The organism is Bacillus sp. UNC69MF, from assembly GCF_000746035.1.
In the GTDB taxonomy this organism is placed as follows: Bacteria; Bacillota; Bacilli; order Bacillales; family Bacillaceae; genus Bacillus; species Bacillus velezensis.
In genome coordinates this window covers 218,601-235,245 of the sequence record NZ_JQKM01000004.1, presented here as the reverse complement: position 1 = coordinate 235,245, position 16,645 = coordinate 218,601, and the positions used below count along the sequence as shown (strand labels likewise).

Below are 16,645 nucleotides of genomic sequence, written 5' to 3'. Positions count from 1 at the left end.
CTGTTCTTCCCTGCTTTGATTTTTTATCAGACAGGTTTAGAATCAGGCTGAACTGTGAAGAAATGATAATAAACTGCTGATTTTATACCCTTTTGGGAGGAGGTGAAAGGCATGAACAAGACAGAACTAATCAATGCGGTTGCTGAAGCAAGCGAATTGTCTAAAAAAGACGCTACAAAAGCAGTTGATTCTGTTTTTGATACGATTTTAGATGCACTTAAAAACGGTGATAAAATCCAACTGATCGGTTTCGGTAACTTTGAGGTGCGCGAGCGCTCTGCACGTAAAGGACGTAACCCGCAAACAGGTGAAGAAATCGAAATCCCTGCAAGCAAGGTACCTGCTTTCAAACCAGGTAAAGCTCTTAAAGACGCTGTTGCAGGAAAATAATTGTGAATATAGATCGTGTATGCATCTGATACATACACTTTGTTTCTTCACAGAAAAGCCCCTTGATAAAGGGGCTTTTCATATTTAAGCAGCCTCGGTCACCGGGCAGGACTTTCGTTTTGCTTTTGGCGCGGCAAATGTGCTAGAATCGAAATTAAATGTATTCAATGGTGGAGGACACAGACAATGAAAGAAGTTAATAAAGAACAGATTGAACAGGCGGTTCGCCAGATTTTAGAGGCGATTGGAGAAGACCCGGACCGGGAAGGGCTTTTAGATACGCCGAAACGCGTGGCAAAAATGTACGCGGAAGTATTCTCGGGATTAAATGAAGACCCGAAAGAACACTTTAAAACCGTTTTCGGAGAAGACCATGAGGAGCTTGTTCTTGTAAAAGATATCGCGTTTCATTCCATGTGTGAACATCACCTTGTTCCTTTTTACGGAAAAGCGCATATTGCCTACATTCCGCGCGGCGGCAAAGTGACGGGCCTGAGTAAATTGGCGCGGGCGGTGGAAGCCGTCTCAAAACGCCCGCAGCTGCAGGAGCGCATCACTTCAACGATTGCAGAAAGCATCGTAGAGACCTTAGATCCCCACGGCGTCATGGTTGTCGTCGAAGCTGAGCATATGTGCATGACGATGAGGGGCGTAAGAAAGCCGGGTGCAAAAACAGTGACTTCCGCTGTAAGAGGTATTTTTAAAGATGACGCAGCGGCGCGTTCCGAAGTGTTAGAACATATTAAACGTGCGGATTAATAATGATAGAGGGTGCAGATATGAATTCAAAGCATTCAAGTGATTTTGTCGTCATTAAAGCGGTCGAGGACGGCGTGAACGTCATCGGTTTAACGAGAGGAACGGATACGAAATTTCACCATTCCGAAAAACTGGACAAAGGCGAAGTGATTATCGCTCAGTTTACTGAGCATACCTCTGCCATCAAAGTGAGAGGCAACGCCCTCATCCAGACCGCTTACGGAGAAATGAACAGCGAAAAAAAATAAGCCGGCTGTTTCCCGCTTTTGCCAAATGCCCGCAAACGGCGGGAGAATACAGCCAATTTCTTTTTTTTATGCTATAATGATACCTGCGTATAATAATGACGAGTAAATCTCATACATATTAGAATAAATGTGAATTTGGGGACAAGGGTGATATTTTTGCAAGACATCTACGGAACTTTAGCGAATCTAAATACGAAATTAAAACAAAAGCTGTCTCATCCTTATTTAGCGAAACATATTTCTGCGCCTAAAATCGATGAGGATAAGCTTCTTCTTTTTCACGCTTTGTTTGAAGAGGCGGACATTAAGAACAACGACAGAGAAAATTACATAGTAACTGCGATGCTTGTCCAAAGCGCCCTTGATACCCACGATGAAGTGACAACAGCCAGAGCGTTAAAGCGAGACGAAAATAAAAACCGGCAGCTCACCGTGCTTGCCGGCGACTATTTCAGCGGACTGTATTATTCGCTTTTATCTGAAATGAAGGATATCTATATGATTCGGACGCTCGCTACGGCAATTAAAGAAATCAATGAGCATAAAATCCGTCTGTACGATCGGTCTGTCAATGACTTGAATCAATTGATCGAAAGCATGGCGATTGTGGAAGCGGCCCTGTTTCACAGAGTGTCAGACCACTTTAATCTTCCGCGCTGGAAAGAGCTGGCGAGTGATTTTTTTGTATATAAGCGGCTGATGAACGGCAATGCTATATTTCTCGATGTCATCGGCAATATTGTAAAGTCAGGGAAATCAAAGGCTGACATAATGGAAGATAGCTTCCGAAAGGCAAAGCAAAGCATTGAAACGCTGCTGCCGCTCAATTCACCAATCCAAAACCTCATGCTGAACCGGCTTAAAGCGATCAGCCAGGACAAAACATATCATCAGAAAGTGGAAGAAGGGTAATCAACATGCAGGAGTCAAAAGAACAGCGCGTACACGGCGTGTTTGAAAAAATCTATAAAAATTATGACCAAATGAACTCTGTTATCAGTTTTCAGCAGCATAAAAAGTGGCGCGATAAAACGATGCAGATCATGAATGTAAAAGAAGGCGCAAAAGCGCTTGATGTCTGCTGCGGAACGGCTGACTGGACGATTGCCCTCGCAGAAGCGGCCGGAAAAAGCGGCGAAATCAAAGGACTGGATTTCAGCAAAAATATGCTGAGCATCGGTGAGAAAAAAGTGAAAGAGGGCGGTTTCAGCCAAATTGAGCTTTTGCACGGAAATGCGATGGAGCTTCCTTTCGCTGATGATTCTTTTGATTTTGTCACCATCGGCTTCGGGCTGCGAAACGTTCCCGATTATCTGACAGTGCTGAAAGAAATGCGGCGGGTCGTCAAACCGGGCGGGCAGGTCGTATGTCTGGAAACATCCCAGCCGGAAATGTTCGGATTCAGACAGGCATATTTTCTTTATTTTAAATACATCATGCCTTTCTTCGGAAAAATGTTTGCGAAGAGCTATAAAGAATATTCTTGGCTTCAAGAATCGGCAAGAGAATTTCCCGGTATGAAAGAACTTGCCCGTCTGTTTGAAGAAGCGGGCCTGACGAATGTCAAATACCATTCGTTTACCGGCGGAGTGGCTGCTACGCATATCGGTTGGAAATGATGAATATACAGATGTTTGGGTGAATGATATGAAATTTAAAATGGCCTATTCTTTTTTAAATGACGATATTGATGTGATCGAAAGGGAGCTTGAGCAAACGGTGCGGTCAGACTATCCTTTGCTGAGTGAAGCCGGGCTCCACCTGCTCCAGGCGGGCGGCAAGCGGATCCGCCCTGTTTTCGTATTGCTTTCCGGCATGTTCGGCGACTATGACATTAATAAAATAAAATATGTTGCGGTGACGCTGGAAATGATTCATATGGCGTCCCTCGTGCATGACGACGTCATTGATGACGCCGAGCTGCGGAGGGGAAAACCGACCATCAAAGCCAAGTGGGACAACCGCATCGCCATGTATACCGGTGATTATATGCTTGCGGGCTCACTTGAGATGATGACGAGATTGGATGAGCCGAAAGCCCACCGGATCCTGTCCAAAACCATCGTAGAAGTATGCCTCGGAGAAATTGAACAGATCAGAGATAAATACAATATGGAGCAAAACCTCAGAACCTATTTGCGCCGCATCAAACGGAAAACGGCTCTTCTCATTGCCGTCAGCTGCCAGCTCGGCGCCATCGCTTCGGGAGCTGATGAGAAGATTCACAAAGCATTATATTGGTTCGGTTATTACGTGGGCATGTCCTATCAGATTATTGACGACATTCTTGATTTCACTTCAACGGAAGAGGAACTGGGAAAACCGGTCGGAGGGGATCTGCTGCAAGGAAATGTCACTCTGCCCGTTTTGTACGCGCTCCGTCAGCCTGAATTGAAAAATCAGCTGAAATTAATTAACAGTGAAACAACACAGGAGCAGCTCGCCCCCATTATTGAAAATATTAAACGCACAGACGCGATTGAAAAATCAATGGCCGTCAGTGACAGGTACTTAAAAAAAGCGTTTGAAAAACTGAATACACTGCCGAGAGGACGTGCGCGCTCATCATTGGCCGCCATCGCCAAATATATCGGCAAACGGAAATTTTAAATTCCTTTTTACGAACAAGATGTGAACATTCTCCGCCCTGGATTGATTAATTGTCAGAAAGATGTTACGATTTCGGTGTGCAACTTGAAAGCCTATACATAATGATGGGGTGGAGAATCTTATGGAAAAAACTTTTATCATGGTAAAACCGGACGGCGTACAGCGCCAGCTGATCGGAGAGATTTTATCCAGATTTGAGCGTAAGGGCTTACAATTGGCAGGAGCCAAGCTAATGCAAGTTTCAGAACAGATGGCTGAAAACCATTATGCTGAACATAAAGGGAAGCCGTTTTTCGGCGAGCTTGTGGAATTTATTACATCAGGACCCGTATTTGCAATGGTATGGGAAGGGGAAAATGTAGTAGAGATCACAAGACAGCTGATCGGAAAAACGAACCCGAAAGATGCACTGCCGGGCACAATCCGCGGTGACTACGGCATGTTTGTCGGCAAAAATATCATTCACGGTTCAGACTCCTTAGAAAGCGCTGAGCGGGAAATTCACATTTTCTTTAAACAGGAAGAGCTTGTACCGTATCAAAAATTAATGGCCGACTGGGTGTACTAAGCCGTCAGCCTTTCTTTTTCTCGTATTATGAAAAGGTTTACATCATTTATGAAAGACAGAGGCTGCGCTGCCCTGTCTTTTCGTTTCTCACAAATCAGCCCGCGGGCTGATTTTTTTATTGAAATCGTACAATTTCGACAGAAAACAGGCTATACTAGGACAAAAGACAGCGAGATTGGGAGAGAAGCAATGGAGCCTTACGACATTTTTATCACCAAGTGGAAACAAATAACCGGCGTTGATTTATCTTTATACAAAGAAGCACAGATGAAAAGGCGGCTGACGTCCCTTTATGAAAAGAAGGGGTTCAGAGATTTTCAGGAATTTGCCGCCGCTTTGGAAAAGGACAAGTTTTTATTAAGCGAAACATTGGACAGAATGACGATCAATGTTTCTGAATTTTACCGAAATTATAAACGGTGGGAAGTTCTTGAAACCTCAATTCTCCCATTAATAAAGCATAACAAACCGTTAAAAATATGGAGTGCGGCCTGTTCAACGGGAGAGGAGCCCTATACTTTGGCTATGATTCTCAATCAGCAGACGGGACTGGCCGGATTTGATATATTGGCGACAGATATTGATGAAAAGGCGCTAAGCAAAGCCAAGCGGGGCATCTATCAGGAACGCTCGCTGCAAGAGGTGCCGGCTTCCGTGAAAAGCCGTTATTTCACCAAGCAGGCTGACAACAGTTATCAAGTAAAACAAGAGATTCAGAAAAACATCCGGTTTAAGCGGCACAACCTGCTTGCCGACAGCTATGAACAGGATTTTGATCTGATCGTCTGCCGCAACGTCTTTATTTATTTTACTGAAAAAGCAAAAGAAGAGCTGTATGTGAAAATGGCGGGCAGTTTGAAAAAGAACGGAATTCTGTTTGTAGGCAGTACAGAACAAATTTTCAGCCCGGAAAAATTCGGCCTTGAGAGCACTGATACATTTTTTTATCAAAAAAGATAGAAGACATTTAATGAAAACTTGTGGTATAGTTTTACTTAAAAGCGTTAATGCGATGAAGGGAGAAGAAAGAAATGAGATACTTAACAGCCGGAGAATCACACGGTCCGCAGCTGACGACAATTATAGAAGGTGTGCCTGCGGGGCTTTATATAACTGAAGAAGACATTAATTTTGAGCTTGCCAGACGTCAAAAAGGGCACGGCCGCGGACGCCGCATGCAGATTGAAACGGACAGAGCGAAGATCACAAGCGGCGTGCGGCATGCCCGGACACTCGGTTCACCGATCGCGCTCGTTGTAGAAAATAAAGACTGGACCCACTGGACAAAAATTATGGGCGCCGCACCGATTACAGAAGAAGAAGAAAGTGAAATGAAACGCCAGATTTCAAGACCGAGACCGGGACACGCAGATTTGAACGGTGCTATTAAGTATAATCACCGTGATATGAGAAATGTGTTAGAACGATCTTCCGCGCGTGAGACAACGGTTCGCGTGGCTGCCGGAGCCGTCGCTAAAAAGATTTTAGCGGAGCTTGGCATTAAAGTCGCCGGACATGTCCTGCAAATCGGCAGCGTAAAAGCAGAGAAAACCGATTACACATCCATCGAGGATCTCAAACGGGTAACGGAAGAATCACCGGTCAGATGCTACGATGAAGAAGCAGGCCGTCAAATGATGGCAGCCATTGATGAAGCGAAGGCAAACGGCGACTCGATCGGAGGAATCGTTGAAGTGATCGTCGAAGGCATGCCGGTCGGTGTCGGAAGCTATGTCCACTATGACCGTAAGCTGGACAGCAAGCTCGCTGCTGCCGTTCTGTCGATTAACGCGTTTAAAGGCGTAGAGTTCGGCATCGGTTTTGAAGCGGCCGGCAAAAACGGCAGTGAAGTTCATGATGAGATCGTATGGGATGAAGAGAAAGGCTATACACGCGCCACAAACAGGCTCGGAGGATTAGAAGGCGGTATGACGACGGGAATGCCGATTGTCGTCCGCGGCGTTATGAAACCGATCCCTACTTTGTACAAGCCGCTGAAAAGCGTCGACATTGAAACGAAAGAACCGTTTACAGCGAGCATTGAACGTTCAGACAGCTGCGCGGTTCCGGCAGCAAGTGTAGTGGCTGAAGCAGCAGTGGCCTGGGAAATCGCAAATGCCGTCGTAGAACAATTCGGGCTTGACCAGATCGACCGAATTAAAGAAAATGTTGAAAACATGAAAAAATTATCGAGGGAATTCTGATGAAAGAGCTTGAGGTTCGGACAGCTTCCTCCGCATATCCCGTGTATATCGGTGAAGGTATAAGGAAACAGGCCGCTCCCCTTTTGTCTTCACTGAACAGGCCGCTGACAAAGATCCTTCTCATCATTGATGCTGAAGTTGACCGGCTTTACGGTGATGAGATGTTCCGGCTTTTAAACGAAACATGGCCCGTGAAAAAAGTGATCGTTCCAAGCGGAGAAGAAGCGAAATCTCTAAAAGAGTATGAACGGATTCAAACGGAAGCGATCGCTTTCCATATGGACCGCTCCTCATGTATGATTGCCTTCGGAGGCGGCGTGACGGGTGATTTGGCCGGCTTTTGCGCAGCAACTTTTATGCGCGGAATTGATTTCATTCAAATGCCGACAACACTGCTTGCCCATGACAGCGCGGTCGGCGGCAAGGTGGCCGTCAACCATAAACTCGGAAAGAACTTAATCGGCGCGTTTTATCAGCCGAAAGCGGTGATTTACGATACGGAGCTTCTGAAAACCCTGCCGGAACAAGAGCTGAGATCGGGCATGGCTGAAGTGATCAAACACGCGTTTATCGCCGATCATGCTTTTTTAGAAAAACTTCTCACGTTTGACACGTTGCAAGGACTGACAAGCGCTGAGCTGAATGAAATGATTTATAAAGGAATTTCAATCAAATCGGCTGTCGTGCGTGAGGACGAAAAGGAAGAGGGGATAAGAGCTTTTCTGAATTTCGGCCATACGCTCGGCCATGCCGTTGAGGCGGAATACGGCTACGGACGGATTACACATGGAGATGCGGTCGCCCTCGGCATGCAGTTTGCCCTTTACGTGAGTGAACAGGTTGCGGGTTGCAAGATGAACAGGAAAGAACTCACACAATGGCTGATTGGGCTCGGCTACCCGGGAAGCATCAGACAAGATATTGAAACGCCGGTTCTCTCCGCCCGGATGATGAATGATAAAAAAACGCGCGGAGGCATGACACAGTTCATCGTGTTAAAAGAATTAGGCGAAGCGCGGGACTGCATGCTTTCAAAAGATGAGCTCGAAAATTTGCTGAACAAATGGCGAATGGAGGAAACAGCATGATGATACGCGGCATTCGCGGAGCAACAACGGTGGAACAAGACACCGAACAAGAAATTTTAGAAAAAACACAGCAGCTGCTTGAAAAAATCATTGAACAAAATGGATGCAAGCCGGAAGACGTTGTACAGATCCTGTTATCCGCCACGCCTGATATCCATTCCGTATTTCCGGCAAAAGCGGTGCGCCGCCTTTCCGGGTGGCAGTACGTCCCGGTGACGTGCATGCAGGAAATGGATGTCACCGGCGCTCTGCAAAAGTGTATCCGTGTCCTGATGACGATTCAGACGGATACGCCTCAGGATGAAATCAAGCATGTCTATTTAGAAAAAGCCGTTGTGTTAAGGCCGGATTTATCATTGACAAAAAATACTGACATGTAATACGATAAACAAAGCTTAGAAATACACAAGAGTGTGTATAGAGCTGGTAAGTAAGACATTGAACAGTTGAGTTTAGAATAGGGTAGCAGAGAATGAGTTTAGCTGAGCTGAGATAAACACGTTTTTATTCTGCCCAAAAGAAGCCTTTCTTTTGGGTTTATTTCTTATACGCAAGACTCCTCTCACTCTTCATCTCATTCTCCTTACCGTAAGGAGGAGAATCATGAATTTACAATCGGATGTTTCTTTATTTTTAAAGGACAGTCTGACACACCGCACCATTCCAATCGCAGAGACTTTTACGGTCGACACGATCACACCCATTCAGATGGTTGAAAAACTGGACAGAAACATTACGTATCTTTTAGAAAGCAAGGATGAGTCGTCAAGCTGGTCGAGATACTCTTTTATCGGCCTTGATCCTTTTATCACCATTAAAGAGAGTCATAACACATTCACTGCCGCTGATCCAAACGGGCATACGCTGTTTGAAGCCGGAGAATTAAAAGCCGTGCTTGACTGGATGAATGAGAGCTTCCGCATTAAAACACCCGAGCTTGATATCCCATTTTCGGGAGGGGCGGTCGGTTATCTGAGCTATGACATGATTCCTTTGATTGAGCCTTCCGTGCCAAGCCACGCGAAAGTAACAGATTTCGAAAAATGTATGCTGTTTGTCTGCCGGAAAATCATCGCGTACGACCACGAAACGAAACAAGTGCATTTCATTCAATATGCGGAGCTTAACGGCCGGGAGACGGAGGAAGAAAAGCGGGCCGTTTTTAAAGAAAATTGCGCGGAGCTTCGTAAGCTTATCGGTATTTTGACAGAATCGAAAGATATGAAAGAGCCGTTTTTTTCTAAAGAAACGTTTGACACGCCAAGTTTTGCCGCTGTGACATCCAATTATACGAAAGAAGAGTTTATGGCCGGCGTTAATAAACTGAAAGAATATATAAAAGCGGGAGACATTTTTCAAGGGGTGCTTTCGCAAAAGTTTGACATTCCGGTATCCAGACATTCATTTGAGCTGTACAGGGTGCTCCGCATCGTCAATCCTTCACCTTATATGTACTATATCAAACTGCCTGACAGAGACATTGTCGGGAGTTCGCCTGAACGTCTGATCCGCGTGCATGACAGGCACCTGGAAATTCATCCGATTGCCGGAACGAGAAGAAGGGGCGCCGGAAAAAAAGAAGATGAACGCCTGAAAAAAGAGCTGATGAATGACGAAAAAGAAAAAGCTGAACATTACATGCTCGTCGATCTTGCGCGCAATGACATCGGCAGAGTTGCGGAGTACGGTTCCGTAGCCGTTCCGGAATTCACAAAGGTCGTTTCTTTTTCACATGTGATGCACATCATCTCTGTTGTAACCGGCCGTTTAAAACAGGGCGTCCATCCCGTTGACGCGCTGATGTCAGCATTCCCGGCAGGAACACTCACGGGCGCTCCGAAAATCCGCGCGATGCAGCTTTTAAATGAATTAGAACCGACTTCCAGAGAAACCTACGGCGGATGTATCGCTTATATCGGATTTGACGGGTCGATTGATTCGTGTATTACCATCCGCACCATGAGTGTCAAAAACGGTACGGCGTCGGTGCAGGCGGGCGCGGGAATAGTCGCCGATTCCGTCCCGGAAGCCGAATATGAAGAAAGCTGTAATAAAGCGGGGGCGCTTTTAAAAACGATTCAAATCGCAGAAGACATCTTTTCTGGCGGGGAGGAGAAGACGGATGAACAAATTTCTGCAATCGTGCGTTAATGGCCGTACGCTGAAAACCGGAGAAGCCGAAAAGCTGATGGAGATGATGATGAACGGGGACATGTCGCAGTCTGAGATCGGAGGGATTTTATCGGTATTAGCCCACCGAGGTGAAACGGCGGAGGAGCTTGCCGGATTTGTAAAAGTGATGCGGGCGCGGGCACAGACATCAGGTGGCTTGGCGGATGTCGTTGATACGTGCGGAACAGGCGGAGACGGGATTTCTACGTTTAACATATCCACGGCAGCGGCGATTACAGCTTCTGCTGCCGGAGCTAAAGTTGCCAAGCACGGAAATCGCTCCGTTTCGTCAAAAAGCGGCAGCGCGGATGTGCTGGAAAAACTGGGGGTTTCCATTCAAGCCACACCAGACAGCGTCAAACGCAGCATTGAAATGAAACAAATGGGGTTTTTGTTTGCGCCGCTGTTTCATTCGTCAATGAAGCACGTCGCCGCCGCAAGAAAAGAGCTTGGCTTCCGAACCGTATTTAATCTGCTGGGCCCGCTCAGCAACCCGCTGCAGGTGAAGCGGCAGGTGATCGGCGTCTATTCATTTGATAAAGCGCGCCTGATGGCAAGCGCTTTGGAACAATTTGATGTCAGACACGTCATGCTTGTGTCGGCCCGTGACGGATTAGATGAACTGTCCATCTCAGCACCGACCGATATCATTGAACTGAAAAACGGTGAACGTCTGGAATATTCCGTTTCACCTGAACAATTCGGTTTTACAGAAGGTTCACTAAAGGATATTCAAGTGAGTTCATCGGAAGAAAGCGCGCTCCTCATTCAGAATATTTTTGCAAATAAAGCTCCGTCATCCGCTCTGCATATTACCGCCTTAAATGCGGGCGCGGCCATTTATACGGCAGGTCTTGCAAACGATCTGAAAGAAGGAACGAAAACCGCCTTAGAAGCGATTCAAAACGGAGATGCCAAAAGGCAGCTCGAACGTCTGAAACAGAAAGAGGAAGAAATGTATGCTTGATCAAATCATTCAGCAGAAAAAAGAAGAAATCAAATCCATCGTGCTGCCGGAAACCTGTCAAATTGAACGGAGATCCTTTAAAGAAGCGCTCCTGAACCCGAACCGTTTTATCGGGCTGATTGCCGAAGTGAAAAAAGCTTCGCCGTCTAAAGGATTGATTAAAGAGCATTTTGTTCCGGAAACGATTGCGGCGGATTATGAAGCGGCTAAAGCTGACGCCCTTTCGGTTCTCACGGATACCCGTTTTTTTCAGGGGAGAAATCAATTTCTGACAGATGTTAAACAAACCGTGTCTCTTCCCGTGCTGAGAAAAGATTTTATTATTGATTCCCTTCAGGTGGAGGAATCGTTCAGGATCGGCGCCGATGCCATTTTGCTGATCGGGGAAGCGCTGGAACCTTCAGAGCTTCATGAGCTTTATCTGGAAGCCTGCGAGAAGGGCATGGACGTTCTCGTTGAAGTCCATGATGAAACTGTGCTTGAACGGATTTTACAAGTGTTTCAGCCGGACATTCTCGGCATAAACAACCGGGACTTAAAAACGTTCCGTACTTCTGTTTTGCAAACGGAAAAAATAGCGCAGCTTGTACCGGACGGCTGTCTGCTGGTCAGCGAAAGCGGCATCGGTTCTTTGGCTGACCTGCAATTCGTCAACAAGCACGGGGCGCAGGCTGTATTGGTCGGAGAATCCTTAATGAGAGAGGATTCGCAGCAAAAGGCGATCCGCGGACTGTTCGGGGAGTGACGATATGAAAAAGCCTGAGGTAAAGTACTGCGGAATACGATCGAAGCGTGATTACGAACTTGCGGCAGCTTCAGGAGCGGATTATCTGGGATTTATTTTTGCCGCAAGCAAACGGAGAGTAACGCCGGATGAGGTCCGGAAATGGAAAGAGAAGGTCCGGACAGACAAGAAACATGTCGGAGTATTTGTAAATGAAACGATAGAAAACATCGCGCAAATCGCCTCTGATCTGGCACTTGACGCCATCCAGCTTCACGGTGATGAATCGCCTGAGGATGCCCGCCGCCTCCGTCCGCTTGTGCGCTCGGAGATATGGAAAGCGCTCCATCACGGGGAAGGGACGCTTCGTCAGATGGCTCAATTTGCACCTGCTGTCGACGGCTATGTCATTGATTCTTCAGTAAAAGGAATGAGAGGCGGCACGGGAATCGCGTTTTCGTGGGCTCGTGTCCCCTTGTACCGAAAGCAGGCTCAAAATGCAAACAAGCGCTGTTTTATTGCGGGCGGCGTTAATCCTGAAACGATTACCGGCTTACTGAGATCGCGTCCGTGCGGTATAGATCTTGCCAGCGGAATTGAAAAAAACGGACAAAAGGATCAAACACTGATCCGGCTTTTAGAAGAAAGGATGAACCACTATGTATCCATATCCAAATGAAATCGGAAGATACGGCGAATTCGGCGGCAAATTTGTCCCTGAAACATTGATGCGGCCACTTGAGGAAATCGAAACGGCTTTCAAAGAATTAAAGAATGATCCCGTTTTTCATGCCGAATATAAAAAACTACTGTTTGATTACTCCGGAAGACCGACCGCATTAACGTTCGCAGACAGGGTGTCAGAGTATTTGGGAGGGGCGAAAATCTATCTGAAAAGAGAAGATTTAAACCATACCGGCTCTCATAAAATTAACAACGCGTTAGGCCAGATTCTGCTTGCCAAAAAGATGGGCAAAACGAAAATCATCGCCGAAACCGGCGCGGGACAGCACGGTGTGGCTGCCGCGACAGCCGCCGCAAAATTCGGTTTTAAATGTACGGTTTTTATGGGTGAAGAAGACGTTGCGCGCCAGTCGCTGAACGTATTCCGGATGAAACTGCTCGGCGCGGAAGTGGTGCCGGTCACAAGCGGCAACGGCACGCTGAAAGATGCGACGAATGAAGCGATCAGGTATTGGGTCCAGCATTGTGAAGATCATTTCTACCTTATCGGTTCTGTAGTGGGGCCGCATCCGTATCCGTATATCGTTCGCGAATTTCAGAAAATCATCGGCGAGGAAGCGAAAGAACAGCTCCGCCGGGTTGAAGGAACGCTCCCGGACAAGGTTGTTGCATGTGTGGGCGGCGGAAGCAATGCGATGGGCATATTTCAGGCCTTTTTAGACGAAGATATTGAGCTGATCGGCGCCGAGGCGGCCGGAAAAGGAATTGATACGCCGCTGCATGCGGCAACGATCGCAAAAGGGACACTCGGGGTGATTCACGGTTCAATGACCTATTTAATACAAGATGAATACGGGCAGATTATCGAACCGTATTCCATTTCAGCCGGCCTTGATTACCCGGGGATCGGCCCTGAGCACGCCTATCTGCATAAAAGCGGCCGTGTAACATACGAAAGCGTGACAGACGATGAAGCGATTGCCGCGTTACGTCTGCTTTCTGAAACAGAAGGTATTCTTCCGGCTATTGAATCTGCCCACGCTCTGGCCAAAGCGTTTGAAATGGCAAAAGACATGGATAAAGACAAAATCATTCTCGTCAGTTTGTCGGGAAGAGGAGATAAAGACGTTCATACGCTGATGAATGTTTTGGAAAATGGGGTGGAGACACATGTTTAATCTGCGAGATTCTGAAAAATTATTTATCCCTTTTATTACAGCTGGCGATCCGCTTCCTGACATTTCTGTTGAGCTGGCAATATCATTGCAGAATGCAGGCGCTTCTGCCCTTGAAATCGGCGTTCCTTACACAGATCCGCTTGCGGACGGACCCGTCATACAACGGGCTTCAAAACGGGCTCTGGAAAACGGAATGAATATCGTAAAAGCAATTGAACTTGGCGGCAAAATGAAAAAAAACGGCGTTCATATTCCAATTATCCTCTTTACGTATTATAATCCTGTGTTACAATTAGAAAAAGAATACTTTTTCGCTTTACTGCGGGAAAACGACATAGACGGTCTGCTTGTACCCGACCTTCCATTAGAGGAAAGCGCCCTTTTGCAAATGACATGCAAAAAGGAGAACATCGCTTATATCTCACTGGTTGCGCCGACAAGTGAAGACCGTTTGAAAATAATTACTGAACAGGCCTGCGGCTTTGTGTATTGTGTATCCTCTTTAGGAGTGACGGGCGTACGCAGCGAATTCGATCCGTCTGTATACTCTTTCATACGTAAGGTGAAAGAATTCAGCTCTGTTCCGGTGGCGGTCGGTTTTGGCATTTCAAACCGCAAACAGGTTGACGGGATGAATGAAATATCTGACGGTGTCGTTGTCGGCAGCGCGCTTGTCAAAAAAGTTGAAGAGCTTAAAACAAAGCTTGTGAATCCCGGAACAAGAGCTGATGCGCTTCTTGAATTTGAAGAATACGCAAAGACGTTCGGACGACTGTACAGTGTAAAATGAGGTGACTGGATTTGCAGATTAAAGAACAGCTGCGGCAGCTGAAACCGTATCAGCCGGGCAAACCAATAGAAGAAGTGAAAATGGAATACGGGCTTGAGAAAGTAGTAAAACTCGCTTCTAACGAAAATCCGTTCGGCTGTTCACAGGCCGCTAAAGATGCGCTGCATCAGGAGATTGAGCAGCTTGCGCTGTATCCCGACGGTTACAGTGCCGCTTTGAGAACACGGCTCAGTGAGCATCTGCAGGTCAGTGAATCTTCGATCATTTTTGGCAACGGCTCTGATGAGCTTGTGCAGATTATCTGCCGTTCTTTATTAAATGATCAGGCAAACACGATTACCGCCGCCCCGACTTTCCCGCAATACAGACACAATGCGGTGATTGAAGGCGCTGAGGTGCGCGAGGTTCCGCTCCGCAGTGACGGCGCTCATGATTTGGACCGGATGCTGGAAGCAATTGACGGCGGGACGAAAATCATATGGGTATGCAACCCCAATAATCCGACGGGGACATATACTTCTGAGCAAGAGCTAATTGCCTTTTTAAACAGAGTTCCCGAGCATATACTCGTTGTACTTGATGAAGCGTACTACGAGTATGTTACGGCGGAAGATTACCCAGAAAGCATTCCGCTTTTAAAGCAATATCCGAATGTTATGATCCTCCGCACCTTCTCTAAAGCGTACGGACTTGCCGCGCTGCGCGTCGGATACGGCATTGCGGACGAAGCACTGATCCGTCAGATTGAACCAGCGAGAGAGCCGTTCAATACGAGCAGAATCGGTCAGGCTTCGGCACTGGCAGCGCTTGATGACCAGACATTTATTCAGGAATGCGTCGAGAAAAATAAAGCAGGCCTTAAGCAGTATTATGATTTTGCAGAAACTCACGGATTAACTTGTTATCCTTCACAAACCAACTTTGTGCTCATTGATTTTAACCGCCCGGCGGATGAACTGTTCCAAGCCCTGTTGGAAAAAGGATATATCGTCCGCTCAGGACAGGCGCTCGGATTTCCGACAGCGTTAAGGATTACGGTCGGTACAAAAGAGCAGAATGAGGAAATTCTCACAATTTTAGCTGAAATATTATAAGAGGTGATCAGGCATCACCTCTTTGCTCTATTAAAATAGTTGAAAAAGGAAATGAGTGAAATGAAGGATACTATATTGCTTGCGGGGATCGGGCTGATCGGCGGATCGATCGCATTGGCCATCAAAAAGGAGCATCCGCATAAACGGATTATCGGTGTGGATATTTCGGAAGAACAGCTCACTGCCGCGCTGAAGCTCGGAATTATTGACGAGCGGGCCGGCTCATTTACGGAAGGGGCGCAGCAAGCGTCTGTTGTCATTATCGCCACGCCTGTCGCCCAAACGCTGAAAATGCTCGATGTGCTGGCCGCATCAGACATCACCCATGAACTCCTGATTACGGATGTGGGCAGCACGAAACAGAAAGTCGTCAGCTACGCCGACAAAGTGCTTCCGGCTCACTATCAATTTGTCGGCGGCCATCCGATGGCGGGATCTCATAAATCCGGGGCCGCTGCCGCGAAAGAATTTTTATTCGAAAATGCGTTTTATATTTTAACACCCGGAAAATCAACTTCTAAAGAGTCAGTAACGCATCTGAAGGAACTCTTGAAAGCGGCAAACGCCCACTTTGTGGAGATGACCCCCGAGGAGCATGACGGCGTAACGAGCGTCATCAGCCATTTCCCTCATATCGTTGCTGCAAGCCTCGTACATCAGGCTCATCATGCTGAAGAAGATTATCCGTTTTTGAAACGTTTCGCAGCCGGCGGTTTTCGGGACATCACCAGGATCGCCTCAAGCAGTCCGGCGATGTGGAGGGACATACTTCTTCATAACAAAGATAAACTGCTTGACCGCTTCAAAGAATGGAAACGGGAGATTGACACGATCGAATCTTATGTAGAAAATGAAGATGCGGACAGCCTGTTCGGATATTTTAAAAAAGCGAAAGATTATCGCGACGGTCTGCCGCTCCGTCAAAAAGGAGCGATCCCGTCCTTTTATGACCTTTATGTCGATGTTCCCGATCATCCGGGGGTCATTTCGGAAATTACGGCGATATTGGCAGAAGAAAAAATCAGTATCACCAACATCCGCATTATCGAAACAAGAGAAGATATTAACGGAATTCTCAGAATCAGTTTCCAGACTGATGATGACCGGAAGCGTGCGGAAATCTGCATTCAATCCCGCGCCAAATATGACACATTTTACGCTGACTGAGG

At 46.8% G+C, this 16,645-nt stretch carries 19 protein-coding genes; all 19 read left to right on the top strand.

Annotated elements, in window-relative coordinates:
• Positions 1–111 precede the first annotated feature (111 nt).
• The 19 genes from hbs (at position 112) to BR62_RS0105885 (ending at position 16,643) form a co-directional block, all read left to right on the top strand.
• Positions 112–390 carry a non-specific DNA-binding protein Hbs gene (gene hbs / locus BR62_RS0105975; RefSeq protein ID WP_003153447.1) on the top strand — a complete coding sequence of 93 codons (279 nt, stop codon included), beginning with the start codon at positions 112–114 and terminating at the stop codon, positions 388–390.
• Positions 391–576: 186 nt separating this feature from the next.
• Complete coding sequence (gene folE / locus BR62_RS0105970; RefSeq protein ID WP_003153448.1) at positions 577–1,149, top strand: GTP cyclohydrolase I FolE; 573 nt, start codon at positions 577–579, stop codon at positions 1,147–1,149.
• A gap of 20 nt (positions 1,150–1,169) precedes the next feature.
• Positions 1,170–1,397 carry a trp RNA-binding attenuation protein MtrB gene (gene mtrB, locus BR62_RS0105965; protein ID WP_003153449.1) on the top strand — a complete coding sequence of 76 codons (228 nt, stop codon included), beginning with the start codon at positions 1,170–1,172 and terminating at the stop codon, positions 1,395–1,397.
• Positions 1,398–1,553: 156 nt separating this feature from the next.
• Positions 1,554–2,309 carry a heptaprenyl diphosphate synthase component 1 gene (gene hepS, locus BR62_RS0105960; RefSeq protein WP_007409455.1) on the top strand — a complete coding sequence of 252 codons (756 nt, stop codon included), beginning with the start codon at positions 1,554–1,556 and terminating at the stop codon, positions 2,307–2,309.
• 5 nt (positions 2,310–2,314) lie between these two features.
• A complete protein-coding gene (gene menG / locus BR62_RS0105955) occupies positions 2,315–3,016 on the top strand; it encodes a demethylmenaquinone methyltransferase (protein ID WP_032870082.1) in 702 nt (233 codons plus the stop codon).
• Positions 3,017–3,044: 28 nt separating this feature from the next.
• Positions 3,045–4,007, top strand: a complete 963-nt coding sequence (gene hepT / locus BR62_RS0105950) for a heptaprenyl diphosphate synthase component II (RefSeq protein ID WP_003153454.1) — start codon at positions 3,045–3,047, stop codon at positions 4,005–4,007.
• Between the two features lie 121 nt (positions 4,008–4,128).
• Positions 4,129–4,575, top strand: a complete 447-nt coding sequence (ndk, locus tag BR62_RS0105945) for a nucleoside-diphosphate kinase (protein ID WP_007409456.1) — start codon at positions 4,129–4,131, stop codon at positions 4,573–4,575.
• 189 nt (positions 4,576–4,764) lie between these two features.
• Complete coding sequence (locus tag BR62_RS0105940) at positions 4,765–5,535, top strand: protein-glutamate O-methyltransferase (RefSeq protein ID WP_032870080.1); 771 nt, start codon at positions 4,765–4,767, stop codon at positions 5,533–5,535.
• Positions 5,536–5,606: 71 nt separating this feature from the next.
• A complete protein-coding gene (gene aroC, locus BR62_RS0105935; RefSeq protein WP_003153459.1) occupies positions 5,607–6,779 on the top strand; it encodes a chorismate synthase in 1,173 nt (390 codons plus the stop codon).
• The gene (gene aroB, locus BR62_RS0105930; RefSeq protein WP_020956001.1) at positions 6,779–7,867 is read left to right on the top strand and encodes a 3-dehydroquinate synthase; all 1,089 of its coding nucleotides are present in this window, start codon (positions 6,779–6,781) and stop codon (positions 7,865–7,867) included. The genes aroC and aroB overlap by 1 nt, the downstream gene beginning before the upstream one ends.
• On the top strand, positions 7,864–8,247 hold the full coding sequence (gene aroH, locus BR62_RS0105925) for a chorismate mutase (protein ID WP_032870078.1): 384 nt from the start codon (positions 7,864–7,866) through the stop codon (positions 8,245–8,247). The genes aroB and aroH overlap by 4 nt, the downstream gene beginning before the upstream one ends.
• A gap of 223 nt (positions 8,248–8,470) precedes the next feature.
• Positions 8,471–10,018 (top strand): anthranilate synthase component I, encoded by a 1,548-nt coding sequence (gene trpE / locus BR62_RS0105920; protein WP_032870076.1) that lies wholly within the window; start codon positions 8,471–8,473, stop codon positions 10,016–10,018.
• Entirely contained in the window at positions 9,990–11,006 is a 1,017-nt protein-coding gene (trpD, locus tag BR62_RS0105915) for an anthranilate phosphoribosyltransferase (protein WP_015240102.1), read from the top strand. Before trpE ends, trpD begins: the two co-directional genes overlap by 29 nt.
• Positions 10,999–11,751, top strand: a complete 753-nt coding sequence (gene trpC, locus BR62_RS0105910; protein WP_032870074.1) for an indole-3-glycerol phosphate synthase TrpC — start codon at positions 10,999–11,001, stop codon at positions 11,749–11,751. Before trpD ends, trpC begins: the two co-directional genes overlap by 8 nt.
• Before the next feature lie 4 nt (positions 11,752–11,755).
• Positions 11,756–12,409: a phosphoribosylanthranilate isomerase gene (locus BR62_RS0105905; RefSeq protein ID WP_032870072.1), complete on the top strand. Its 654-nt coding sequence runs from the start codon at positions 11,756–11,758 to the stop codon at positions 12,407–12,409.
• Positions 12,390–13,592 carry a tryptophan synthase subunit beta gene (trpB, locus tag BR62_RS0105900; RefSeq protein WP_020954213.1) on the top strand — a complete coding sequence of 401 codons (1,203 nt, stop codon included), beginning with the start codon at positions 12,390–12,392 and terminating at the stop codon, positions 13,590–13,592. The genes BR62_RS0105905 and trpB overlap by 20 nt, the downstream gene beginning before the upstream one ends.
• Entirely contained in the window at positions 13,585–14,382 is a 798-nt protein-coding gene (trpA, locus tag BR62_RS0105895) for a tryptophan synthase subunit alpha (RefSeq protein WP_007612229.1), read from the top strand. The genes trpB and trpA overlap by 8 nt, the downstream gene beginning before the upstream one ends.
• Positions 14,383–14,393: 11 nt before the next feature.
• Complete coding sequence (gene hisC, locus BR62_RS0105890; RefSeq protein WP_032870070.1) at positions 14,394–15,476, top strand: histidinol-phosphate transaminase; 1,083 nt, start codon at positions 14,394–14,396, stop codon at positions 15,474–15,476.
• A gap of 51 nt (positions 15,477–15,527) precedes the next feature.
• Positions 15,528–16,643 carry a prephenate dehydrogenase gene (locus BR62_RS0105885; RefSeq protein WP_032870146.1) on the top strand — a complete coding sequence of 372 codons (1,116 nt, stop codon included), beginning with the start codon at positions 15,528–15,530 and terminating at the stop codon, positions 16,641–16,643.
• The last annotated feature ends 2 nt before the right edge of the window (positions 16,644–16,645 follow it).

Coding starts and splice junctions, on each gene's coding strand:
- trpD (WP_015240102.1), top strand. CDS start 9,990: ATGAACAAATTTCTGCAATCGTGCGTTAATGGCCGTACGCTGAAAACC.
- ndk (WP_007409456.1), top strand. CDS start 4,129: ATGGAAAAAACTTTTATCATGGTAAAACCGGACGGCGTACAGCGCCAG.
- aroH (WP_032870078.1), top strand. CDS start 7,864: ATGATGATACGCGGCATTCGCGGAGCAACAACGGTGGAACAAGACACC.
- trpA (WP_007612229.1), top strand. CDS start 13,585: ATGTTTAATCTGCGAGATTCTGAAAAATTATTTATCCCTTTTATTACA.
- hbs (WP_003153447.1), top strand. CDS start 112: ATGAACAAGACAGAACTAATCAATGCGGTTGCTGAAGCAAGCGAATTG.
- aroC (WP_003153459.1), top strand. CDS start 5,607: ATGAGATACTTAACAGCCGGAGAATCACACGGTCCGCAGCTGACGACA.
- aroB (WP_020956001.1), top strand. CDS start 6,779: ATGAAAGAGCTTGAGGTTCGGACAGCTTCCTCCGCATATCCCGTGTAT.
- trpE (WP_032870076.1), top strand. CDS start 8,471: ATGAATTTACAATCGGATGTTTCTTTATTTTTAAAGGACAGTCTGACA.
- folE (WP_003153448.1), top strand. CDS start 577: ATGAAAGAAGTTAATAAAGAACAGATTGAACAGGCGGTTCGCCAGATT.
- trpC (WP_032870074.1), top strand. CDS start 10,999: ATGCTTGATCAAATCATTCAGCAGAAAAAAGAAGAAATCAAATCCATC.
- BR62_RS0105940 (WP_032870080.1), top strand. CDS start 4,765: ATGGAGCCTTACGACATTTTTATCACCAAGTGGAAACAAATAACCGGC.
- menG (WP_032870082.1), top strand. CDS start 2,315: ATGCAGGAGTCAAAAGAACAGCGCGTACACGGCGTGTTTGAAAAAATC.
- trpB (WP_020954213.1), top strand. CDS start 12,390: ATGTATCCATATCCAAATGAAATCGGAAGATACGGCGAATTCGGCGGC.
- mtrB (WP_003153449.1), top strand. CDS start 1,170: ATGAATTCAAAGCATTCAAGTGATTTTGTCGTCATTAAAGCGGTCGAG.
- hepT (WP_003153454.1), top strand. CDS start 3,045: ATGAAATTTAAAATGGCCTATTCTTTTTTAAATGACGATATTGATGTG.
- BR62_RS0105905 (WP_032870072.1), top strand. CDS start 11,756: ATGAAAAAGCCTGAGGTAAAGTACTGCGGAATACGATCGAAGCGTGAT.
- BR62_RS0105885 (WP_032870146.1), top strand. CDS start 15,528: ATGAGTGAAATGAAGGATACTATATTGCTTGCGGGGATCGGGCTGATC.